Origin of the sequence: Bacillus changyiensis, assembly GCF_027706145.1 — a bacterium.
GTDB classification, from domain to species: Bacteria; Bacillota; Bacilli; order Bacillales; family Bacillaceae; genus Bacillus; species Bacillus changyiensis.
The window spans coordinates 44696-54926 of sequence record NZ_JAQFWW010000009.1 but is presented as its reverse complement, the minus strand read 5'-3'; the positions used below and the strand labels follow the sequence as shown (position 1 = coordinate 54926).

Annotated in this window: 13 protein-coding genes, 1 rRNA gene and 1 pseudogene; 14 read left to right on the top strand and 1 reads right to left on the bottom strand. The window is 37.3% G+C overall.

What is annotated here, in order from left to right; all coding sequences use genetic code 11:
- Positions 1 to 5: 5 nt before the first annotated feature.
- The 14 genes and pseudogenes from rrf (at position 6) to rsmI (ending at position 9747) form a co-directional block, all read left to right on the top strand.
- Positions 6 to 121 (top strand): 5S ribosomal RNA (gene rrf / locus PDT38_RS18230).
- Between the two features lie 325 nt (positions 122 to 446).
- The gene (locus PDT38_RS18225) at positions 447 to 638 is read left to right on the top strand and encodes a sigma factor G inhibitor Gin (RefSeq protein WP_172299185.1); all 192 of its coding nucleotides are present in this window, start codon (positions 447 to 449) and stop codon (positions 636 to 638) included.
- Between the two features lie 175 nt (positions 639 to 813).
- Positions 814 to 1446 (top strand): 5-bromo-4-chloroindolyl phosphate hydrolysis family protein, encoded by a 633-nt coding sequence (locus PDT38_RS18220; RefSeq protein ID WP_270803490.1) that lies wholly within the window; start codon positions 814 to 816, stop codon positions 1444 to 1446.
- Positions 1443 to 2399, top strand: coding sequence for a toxic anion resistance protein (locus PDT38_RS18215; RefSeq protein WP_270803489.1), 957 nt, complete (start codon positions 1443 to 1445; stop codon positions 2397 to 2399). Before PDT38_RS18220 ends, PDT38_RS18215 begins: the two co-directional genes overlap by 4 nt.
- Positions 2400 to 2509: 110 nt before the next feature.
- The gene (locus tag PDT38_RS18210; RefSeq protein WP_270803488.1) at positions 2510 to 3952 is read left to right on the top strand and encodes an aminotransferase class I/II-fold pyridoxal phosphate-dependent enzyme; all 1443 of its coding nucleotides are present in this window, start codon (positions 2510 to 2512) and stop codon (positions 3950 to 3952) included.
- On the top strand, positions 3949 to 4584 hold the full coding sequence (gene tmk, locus PDT38_RS18205) for a dTMP kinase (RefSeq protein WP_270803487.1): 636 nt from the start codon (positions 3949 to 3951) through the stop codon (positions 4582 to 4584). The genes PDT38_RS18210 and tmk overlap by 4 nt, the downstream gene beginning before the upstream one ends.
- A gap of 201 nt (positions 4585 to 4785) precedes the next feature.
- Positions 4786 to 5115 carry a cyclic-di-AMP receptor gene (locus tag PDT38_RS18200; protein WP_172299195.1) on the top strand — a complete coding sequence of 110 codons (330 nt, stop codon included), beginning with the start codon at positions 4786 to 4788 and terminating at the stop codon, positions 5113 to 5115.
- Between the two features lie 11 nt (positions 5116 to 5126).
- Positions 5127 to 5567 carry a YaaR family protein gene (locus tag PDT38_RS18195; RefSeq protein ID WP_270803486.1) on the top strand — a complete coding sequence of 147 codons (441 nt, stop codon included), beginning with the start codon at positions 5127 to 5129 and terminating at the stop codon, positions 5565 to 5567.
- Positions 5568 to 5578: 11 nt separating this feature from the next.
- The gene (gene holB, locus PDT38_RS18190; protein ID WP_270803485.1) at positions 5579 to 6568 is read left to right on the top strand and encodes a DNA polymerase III subunit delta'; all 990 of its coding nucleotides are present in this window, start codon (positions 5579 to 5581) and stop codon (positions 6566 to 6568) included.
- 2 nt (positions 6569 to 6570) lie between these two features.
- Entirely contained in the window at positions 6571 to 7398 is an 828-nt protein-coding gene (locus tag PDT38_RS18185; protein ID WP_270803484.1) for a PSP1 domain-containing protein, read from the top strand.
- Positions 7399 to 7412: 14 nt separating this feature from the next.
- Positions 7413 to 7775, top strand: a complete 363-nt coding sequence (gene yabA / locus PDT38_RS18180) for a DNA replication initiation control protein YabA (RefSeq protein ID WP_270803483.1) — start codon at positions 7413 to 7415, stop codon at positions 7773 to 7775.
- A 79-nt stretch (positions 7776 to 7854) separates the two neighbouring features.
- Positions 7855 to 8598 carry a tRNA1(Val) (adenine(37)-N6)-methyltransferase gene (locus tag PDT38_RS18175; protein WP_270803495.1) on the top strand — a complete coding sequence of 248 codons (744 nt, stop codon included), beginning with the start codon at positions 7855 to 7857 and terminating at the stop codon, positions 8596 to 8598.
- Positions 8585 to 8888, top strand: a pseudogene (locus PDT38_RS18170) (GIY-YIG nuclease family protein). Before PDT38_RS18175 ends, PDT38_RS18170 begins: the two are co-directional and overlap by 14 nt.
- Complete coding sequence (rsmI, locus tag PDT38_RS18165) at positions 8863 to 9747, top strand: 16S rRNA (cytidine(1402)-2'-O)-methyltransferase (protein WP_270803494.1); 885 nt, start codon at positions 8863 to 8865, stop codon at positions 9745 to 9747. Before PDT38_RS18170 ends, rsmI begins: the two are co-directional and overlap by 26 nt.
- Before the next feature lie 156 nt (positions 9748 to 9903).
- On the opposite strand, the gene PDT38_RS18160 is transcribed toward rsmI, so the two are convergent.
- Positions 9904 to 10188 (bottom strand): AbrB/MazE/SpoVT family DNA-binding domain-containing protein, encoded by a 285-nt coding sequence (locus PDT38_RS18160; protein ID WP_172299207.1) that lies wholly within the window; start codon positions 10186 to 10188, stop codon positions 9904 to 9906.
- Positions 10189 to 10231: the final 43 nt, after the last annotated feature.

Genomic DNA, 10231 nt, shown 5'->3' with positions numbered 1-10231 from the left:
TTTAGTTTGGTGGCGATAGCGAAGAGGTCACACCCGTTCCCATACCGAACACGGAAGTTAAGCTCTTCAGCGCCGATGGTAGTTGGGGGTTTCCCCCTGTGAGAGTAGGACGTCGCCAAGCAACTTATGGTATCAAGCCCAGCTTAAATAAGCTGGGCTTTTAGATTGTTGAAAAAAATTGAAAGGCTGGCGGTTGAAGATTGTTAGAGTCTGATTCCGCCGGCTTTTTAGATTCATAAGGCGAAAACAAACATGGTCTATGTTTATCCAGTGCTGGTGATAGTGAATTATAGACCCTGATTTTTTAAATGGATTTAACAACTGTCACCTGAAACAAACACTTTATGATGTCAGCCTACATATACTAATCTAACCTTCAAAAACATTCTTAATTTTGTATACAAGTATCAATAGTTGGAAATAATGAAATTTATGGAGGTGGAATGATGAAAAAGCGTGATTCTGGGGAAGCATGTATGATTTGTGAAGAAAAAAAAATGAAAGGTATTCACCTTTATACGAAATTTATATGTGAAGAATGTGAAAAAAAGATAATATCAACATCAACAACTGATCCTCAATACTCTGAATATGTTAAAAAGTTAAAAGGTATTCGTACACCACCTTTATATTCTTAGACCGATTTTTAGGTCTTTTTTTGTATTCAAAGGAGGCAGGTCTTTAAGTTCTTGATGAGGCAAGGTATAATAAAATAGCACAATATAGATTTACAAAGCAGTTAGGACATCCAGATATAGATGTCTTTTTCTTATATCTATACTTGTTGTATCTTTTAAAAGGAGTAGATGATGTATGAAACGTTTTTTCTTATTTTTGCTTCTTCTATTAGCCGCTAATTCCATATCTGTGCTCCTTTGGTTGACCTGCTTTTTTGTCTTTGATCAAACGTTTCTGTTGTCTTCCGTTTATGCAGTGGCAACTTGGATTTCAGTTTATTTTGGAGGAAAATGGTATAGAACTTTCTTGTTAAGAAAAGAAAACAAACTGACGAGGCGGGATTATCGTTATATTAAGCAAAATTTAAAAGAAGCAAAAGTGAAAATTGCCCGTCTAAGAAAATTAATTTTTTCAGTTAAAAGTCTTCAAACATTAAAGCAAAACGTGGAAATCTATCGAATGGTCAGAAAAATTTATTGGCTAACAAAAGAAGAACCTAGTCGATTTTATCAAGTAGAACGTTTCTATTATCAAAATTTAGATCTGGTTGTGGAACTAACCGAAAAATATGCCTTATTAGCATCACAACCGAAACGAAATACGAATGTGGAAATGGTTTTGAGTGAAACCCGGTTAACAATTGCTGAATTAACCAAACAATTAGAAAATGACCTGTACGATTTACTAAAAACAGACATTGACCACTTGCAATACGAACTTGATGTTGCAAAACATTCATTTAAGAACGTAGGAGAAAAGATAAAATGAATGGATTTGCTGATTGGCTTTCTAACGATGTAAGTTCTTCAGATAGAATGGGAAAACGGGTTCATATATTGTCGGAGGAAAAGCAATTGCAAGTATTTCAGCTGGCTGAACAGATTGATCCAACACAACAGTTAACAATTGATTGCTACGGAATCAATGTACAAGATAACTTAGCACATTTCACAGATATCATGCTTGAGTATGTTCGAAAAAACGATGTCGCCGGTATAGGGCTGATCGTAAATGATTTTGTTAAGATGCTCGAGGCAGTTGACCCTGATATGTTATATCCGAAAAAAAACAAGATGTTTTTCCGATTGATCAGAAAAACATCTTGCTCTGTCCAAGAAACCATCTCTAGATATCAAAAGACAGGCGTTCAACTGAACAGAGTCAGTGTTAAACTAGAGCATTCAAAAAAAGCGTTGATCAAAGATCTTGAGATACTTGAACAGCTTTTAGAAGAAAATAAAAAATACAATGAAAAGCTAAATCTATATATTGTAGCTGGACAATTGAAACTGGAGGAATTGTCTGCAAATAAGGCTGATCGTTTAAGAAGACGGCTACATGATTTAATCATCAGTAGAGAAATCACCAAACAAAGTGCAATGCAAATTCAAATGATTCAAAATACGAACCAAGTGCTGATCGAAAAGATTCAGTCAGCGCTTATGACAGCAATTCCTCTTTGGAAGAACCAAGTAGCGATCGCTTTAACTCTTCTGAGACAACAACATGCTACAATAGCTCAACAGCAAGTTTCTGAGGTAGTGGTAAAAAATTCTGAAATTATGAAAAACAGTACAGCCGAAACAGTTAAAGGAAAAGATGTTGAGATTGAAACGTTGAAAAATTTGCAGGATCATTTAATTCGTGTACTTAAAGAGACTTTAAACTTTGAAGAAGCTGGCCGGGCAAAACGCCTTCAGACAGAAGGAAAGGACGCTTGAGAATAAAGATTTGCCAAAAGATCTTCCTTGTTCTCCATCTTGAAGGTTATAATAAAAAAAAGAAAATGCCGGAAGCCATGCTCTAGGCATATTAAAGGGAATCGATTAAGATGAAAACACCTTTATATACAGCATTGGTCAACCATGCCGATGAACATACACAATCATTTCACGTTCCGGGACATCACAATGGAGATGTCTTTTTTGATGAAGCAAGAGCCTTTTTCCAATCCATCCTAAAAATAGATGTGACTGAATTAACAGGACTTGATGATCTGCATGATCCTTCAGGGGTTATAAAAAAAGCCCAAGATTTAACCGCATCACTCTATGGAGCTAAAGAAACATTCTTTCTAGTTAATGGATCAACAGTTGGAAACCTTGCGATGATTCTGTCTGTTTGCCAGCCGGGAGATGTTTTACTTGTTCAGCGAAACTGTCACAAATCGGTTTTTCATGCAATAGAACTAAGTGGGGCACATCCGGTGTTTTTGACACCAGAAATCGATGAGAAAATGGCAGTAGCTACACATCTTTTACATCAGACTGTCAAAGACGCTATATTAAGATATCCTTCGGCCAAAGCGTTAATGATCACATCCCCTAATTACTATGGACATGCAGTTGATTTAACGCCAATAATTACAGAAGCACACCAACATCATATACCTGTTCTCGTAGATGAGGCACATGGTGCGCATTTTGTCTTAGGGGGGTCTTTTCCTCAGTCATCCCTACAAGCTGGAGCTGATGCAGTTGTCCAATCTGCTCACAAGACACTTCCAGCAATGACAATGGGATCATACTTGCATTTAAACAGTGGAAGAATCGACAGGGACAAATTGGCGCACTATTTGACTGTCTTACAAAGTAGCAGTCCATCATATCCAATCATGGCTTCACTAGACTTAGCAAGGGCCTATCTTGAAAAAATAATGAAAGCGAACAAAATTGAGCAGATTGAAAAAGAGATACAGGACATGAAACAATCGTTATTGCAGATGAAAGGGATAGAGATCATTGTTCCAACAGACCCTCTTATTCAGCAAGATCCATTAAAATTATCGATCAGATCAAAATATGGCCACTCTGGTTATGAATTGAAAAATATTTTCGAGACAAATGGTTGGCATCCTGAATTGGCAGATGAAAGGCAAGTATTGTTTGTTTTACCGCCAGGAGGTAAAAGTAAGCTAACAAAAGAGCTGATCAGAAAGATTGAAAAGGAAATGAAACAAACATCAGCTGAACCTTCAAATGAGACGTGCAGCATGCAGCCGCTTGAAAAAGTGACAACCCTACCTTATTCAAGCAAGAAACAATCCGCTTTTAAAACAGAATCAGTCTCATTCAGAGATGCAGTCGGCAGGGTAAGTGCGGAACAAGTCATCCCATATCCACCAGGGATTCCCCTCATCATGGCAGGAGAAAGGGTGACCAAAGGTGTTATTCACCAGTTAGCAAAGCTGATTGATTTAAATGCCTATATTCAAGGAAGCAGCCTGCTGAAAAACAAACAATTAATGGTATATATAGAAGAGGAGAAATTATGAGCGGTTTATTTATTACATTGGAAGGTCCTGAAGGAGCTGGAAAGACAACGATCCTTCAGGCAGTGACACAACAATTAACGAAAAACGGATATCCTGTACTTGCAACCAGAGAGCCAGGTGGGATTGAAATAGCTGAACAAATCCGTGAGGTTATTTTAAATCCTAATAATACAGACATGGATCCTAAAACAGAAGCACTTCTGTATGCAGCAGCAAGAAGACAGCATTTAGTTGAAAAGGTGCAACCAGCACTTAAAAAAGGAAAAATCGTCTTGTGTGACCGATTTATTGATAGTTCTCTCGCTTATCAGGGATATGCTAGAGGACTTGGGATTGATGAAGTACTGTCCATTAATCAATTTGCAATTGGAGAGATGATGCCTCATATTACAATCTATTTTGCTATTGATCCAGAAGAAGGAATGAAACGGATTCATGTCAATGATTCACGCGAGAAAAACCGTCTTGACCTTGAACAAATCGACTTCCATCATCGTGTTTTGCAAGGTTATCAAGAGGTTATGGGCCGGTTCCCGAGGCGTTTTCGGACCGTGGATGCCAGCCAGCCTATTGATCATGTAGTCAAAGACGTTTATGAAATGATTGAACAGGAACTTCATTCATTTCTGTAATCTTCTCGGTTCTTGAGAAGGATCTTAAATTTTGCTCGGCAATTGATTGAGAATACGTTATGATACACAGCATATACTATGCTGAAAACCCCCCAATGATTTTAAGCTTTTTACAATTGTTGCTTACAAATCAATGTTAATCGCTGTTATAATGATTATAAGAACATCCTAAGTTGTTTTAAACAAATAGGGGGGTTTCAAATGAAATTAATTATAGCTGTTGTCCAAGATCAAGATAGTAATCGGCTGTTAAAGGCTTTAACTGATCATCATTTTCGTGTAACAAAGCTTGCAACAACTGGCGGTTTCCTTAGGTCTGGCAACACAACCTTTATGTTGGGTGTTGATGATATTCGAGTTGATAAAGCACTCAATCTGATTAAAGAAAACGGAAGTAAACGTGATCAATTGATTGCACCTGTTTCTCCAATGGGAGGAAATGCCGATTCTTATGTCCCTTACCCTGTTGAAGTTGAGGTAGGCGGAGCAACCGTTTTTGTATTGCCGATTGAACAATTCCATCAATTTTAAGGATTGAAAATATGAAAATAAGTCAAGAATTACGCACAATTATAGAAAAACAGCAGACTCAGCCTGTTAGAGGGGAAAATACGACCTCTTCATTTAAAGAAAAAATTAGTATACAGGGCGAAAAGCTTAGGTTTGAACAGTTAACAATGCTTTTGACCGATATTGAAACGTTTGGGAAACGGCTGACGAAGTCGAGAAATTTTAAAGATTTGGCTAGATTTAAAGGGATGATCAAACGTTTTGTAAAAGAAGCCGTTGAGAATGGTTTAACCGTAGAAAATTCGAGAAGTTTTGATTTATATGGAAACAGCAGGACGCTGAACATTGTAAAAGAACTTGATGAAAAGCTCGTCCAATTGACAGAGGAATTAATGGATCGAGAAAAACCTTCTATTGAATTATTGGAACGGATTGGGCAAATAAAGGGTTTGTTAATTAACCTTTACACATAGAGAGTGATGTTATGGCTATAACTTGGAAAGAAATGCAGGCACTTCAACCAAAAGTGATGCGGCTTTTGCAAAATAGTATAAAAAGAAATCGGCTGGCACATGCTTATTTGTTTGAAGGGCGTAAAGGGACAGGTAAATTAGATGCAGCTTTTTTGTTGGCGAAAAGTTTTTTTTGTCTTGAACAAAAAGGCGAACCTTGTGAATCTTGTCGAAATTGTCAGCGAATTACTTCCGGCAACCATCCTGATGTCCATGCCGTCTTTCCTGATGGATTGTCGATTAAAAAAGGGCAAATTCAGTCATTGCAGGAAGAATTCGCAAAAACAGGTTTGGAGTCGCAAAAGAAGCTATATATCATTTCCCATGCAGATAAAATGACAACAAATGCCGCCAATAGTCTGTTAAAATTTTTAGAAGAGCCAAGCAATGAAACAATTGCCATCCTGTTAACAGAACAACCCCATAAATTGTTGGACACCATTAGATCAAGATGTCAGGTTCTATCATTTCAATCATTATTACCAGAATCAATTGAAAAAGAATTAATTAAACAAGAGATCTCTCCGAACCTAGCACCCATTTTGTCGAATATGACTAGCAGTTTATCAGAAGCGCTCGAATTAAGTCGAAATGAACAGTTTGCAGAGACTAGAGCGAAAGTGATAAAATTGTATGAAGTCTTACACCAGAGAAAAGGACATGCTTTTTTTTATATTCAAGATCAATGGATGCCCTTTTTTAAGGAGAAAGACCATCAACAAATGGGTCTTGATATGCTTTTATTCATATATCGTGATGTGTTGTCCATTCAGATAGGACATGAAGATAAAATTATTTTTCAGGACTTATTCCAAATATTAAAACAGCATGCATTACAATCCACACAACAACGATTGACAAACCAAATACTTGCTGTTTTAGAAGCAAAAAAACGGCTTTATTCCAATGTTAATGCTCATAGTTTAATGGAGCACTTGGTTTTAATGCTGCAGGAGGGATAAGCTTGTATCATGTGATTGGCGTTCGCTTTAAAAAAGCGGGCAAAATATATTATTTTGATCCAAACGGATATCAGATAGATAAAGACAGCTGTGTAATCGTTGAAACAGTACGAGGGGTTGAGTATGGCCAGGTTGTTGTCGCCAATAAGCAAGTAGATGAGCACGATGTCGTCTTGCCCTTAAGAAAAGTGATCAGGGTGGCTGATGAACGTGATCGTCTAATTGTTGAAGAAAACAAAGAAGCGGCTCTGTCAGCTTTTGAAATATGTCAGAAAAAAGTATATGAACATGGTCTTGAGATGAAACTGGTTGATGTCGAATTCACATTTGATCGAAACAAAGTGATTTTTTATTTTACGGCTGATGGAAGAGTCGATTTTAGAGAGCTTGTCAAAGATTTGGCAGCTATATTTAAAACTAGAATTGAACTTAGACAGATCGGTGTAAGGGATGAAGCCAAAATGCTTGGCGGTATCGGACCGTGTGGAAGAATGCTTTGCTGCTCAACGTTTCTTGGCGATTTCGAACCTGTTTCTATCAAAATGGCCAAAGATCAAAATCTCTCACTTAATCCGACGAAAATTTCCGGTCTATGCGGACGGCTTATGTGCTGTTTAAAGTATGAAAATGATGAATATGAAACGGCTAAAGAACAGCTTCCTGATATTGGAGAAGTCATTGCAACATCCAACGGTCCAGCGAAAGTCGTTGGACTGAATATTCTTGAACGCATCCTTCAAGTCGAATTGACAAATAATGAAAGAGTTGTGGAATACACGTGGGATGAACTGTTACAAGAAGGTGTCGTATCTGCCCAAACCACAGATTAACGAGGTGTGAAACCTTGGATAAAAAAGAATTGTTTGATACAGTCATAAATTTAGAAGAACAGATCGGTTCATTGTACCGTCAGCTTGGAGATCTTAAACAGCATATTGGGGAAATGATCGAAGAGAATAACCATCTGCACTTGGAAAATGAACATTTGCGCAAGCGCTTAGAAGAGACAGATCAAAGGCTGAAAGTAGCAAAATCGGGTACAAAAGAGTCAAAAACCGAGAAGACAGGACTTATTGATATTGGAGAAGGCCATGATAATTTGGCGCGCCTTTATCAGGAAGGTTTCCACATTTGTAACATCCATTATGGAAGTGTCCGTAAAGAGGGAGATTGTTTGTTTTGTCTGTCATTTTTAAATAAAAAATAAAAGGAGGGCTTCCGGTCAAACGGAAGCCCTTTTAACGGGTAGTCACCAAGAATAGATTATAGTGGGAAAGGACAAAATGATGATTCAATTACGAGATGATGAACGACTTGATGATGTACTTGCCGAGGATTTAAAAATTGTACAGAGCCCGACAGTCTTTGCATTTTCATTAGATGCGGTATTGCTGTCAAAATTTACATATGTCCCTATTCAAAAAGGTAACATTATTGATCTGTGTACGGGAAATGGCATTGTTCCACTGCTTCTCAGTACCCGTTCTAAAGCAACGATCACTGGGGTTGAAATTCAAGAGAGGTTGTATGATATGGCACAGCGGAGTGTAGTATACAATTGTCTTGAACAACAAATTCAGTTTATTAAAGATGATCTGAATCATATGCCAAAGGTGCTAGGATATAATAAAGCCGATGTTGTAACATGTAATCCTCCTTATTTTAAAACACCTCAAAAAACGGAGCAAAATCTTAATGAACATCTTGCTATAGCTCGACATGAAATTTATTGCACATTGGAAGATGTGGTTCGGGTCAGTAGCCAACTTTTAAAGCAGGGTGGAAAAATGGCGCTTGTCCATAGACCGGGAAGGCTCCTTGAAATTTTTGAGTTGATGAGGGAATATAAGATTGAGCCGAAACGTGTACAATTTGTTTATCCAAAACATGATAAAGAGGCAAATACCATTTTAGTTGAAGGAATAAAAAATGGCCGGCCTGATCTGAAAATCTTACCACCGCTGTTTGTATATGATAAAAACAATCAATATACAAAAGAGATAAGGAAGATATTATATGGAGACAGGTGATAACCATTATTTTTATGTACTGTTATGCCGGGACGGCAGTTTATATGCAGGGTATACGAATAACCTTGAAAAACGGTTAAAGACCCACAATGATGGCAAAGGAGCTAAATATACAAGGGCAAGACTGCCAGTCACACTCCATTATTCCGAACGGTTTTCAACGAAAAGAGAAGCTATGCAGGCAGAGTATCGTTTCAAAAAATTATCGCGAAAAAATAAAGAACATTATCTAAAAATAAAAACGGCGGAGAAAAGAGGGTGTTGATCATCAATCGTCAGAAGAGCTTTGATCAAAAATCGGATATGGGAATCTTATATCTTGTTCCGACACCAATCGGTAATTTAGAGGATATGACATTCAGATCTATTCATGTATTAAAAGAGGCTGATGTAATCGCTGCAGAGGATACGAGACAGACAAAAAAACTATGCCATGTTTACCAAATTGAGACACAGCTAGTTAGCTATCATGAACATAATAAGGAAAGTAGCGGTCATAAAATATTAGAATGGTTAAAGGAAGGAAAAACGATCGCGTTAGTCAGTGATGCCGGCATGCCAACGATCTCTGATCCAGGAGCGGAAATTGTTCGAGATTTCACCGATATTGGTGGTTATGTTGTACCTTTGCCTGGTGCAAATGCAGCTTTAACAGCATTGATTGCCTCAGGTCTTGTACCACAGCCGTTTTTCTTTTTCGGCTTTTTAGACCGAAACAAGCGCGAAAGAAAAAAACAACTGAACACACTAAAAAACAGACAAGAAACAATGATTTTTTATGAAGCGCCACATCGTTTGAAAGAGACACTAACAGCAATGCATGACATATTTGGGAATCGAAAAATTGCAGTGACAAGAGAATTAACAAAAAAATTTGAAGAATTTATAAGAGGAACGATTGAAGAAGTGTTAGCTTTATTCGAGAAAGAACAGGTGAGGGGCGAGTTTTGTCTCGTGGTTGAAGGATGTGAAGAAGAAAATCATTTTGAAGAAGCGAGTTGGTGGGAAAATCTTTCGGAAAAAGAACATGTTGAATATTATATTAATCAAGGACTTCATACAAAGGAAGCCATAAAAAAAACAGCCATTGATCGTAACGTCCAAAAACGTAAAATTTATGAAGCATATCATATTAATCATGAAAAATAAAAAACTGTTTGTCATAAAAGCGGTTGAGATAAGGGCAAACGGATACCCACGGGCACTTGGTTTTTAGAAAAAACCGATCATCCAGCTTAATAAATAATGGCTGTCAAGAAAGACTTGACAGCCATTGATAAAGCAATTTTTATATATTTAAAATAATTATTTTTGAGATTGAAGTTGTGCTTGAATTTCTTTAATGATTTGTTCAGCACCTTCAGGGCTAAGTACTAATTTACCGTTAGCAAGTTTAAGGTTGTCATCAGAAACCTCACCTGTTACTTGGCAAGTCATGTTTGGTTTATATTTTTTCAAAATGATTTTTTCATCATCAACATAAATTTCAAGAGCGTCTTTTTCAGCAATTCCTAGCGTACGGCGAAGTTCAATCGGAATCACCACGCGTCCTAGTTCGTCAACTTTACGTACAATACCTGTAGATTTCATATTTGTTCTCCTCCCTAAAAATAGTTATTTAATTGGTGTTATT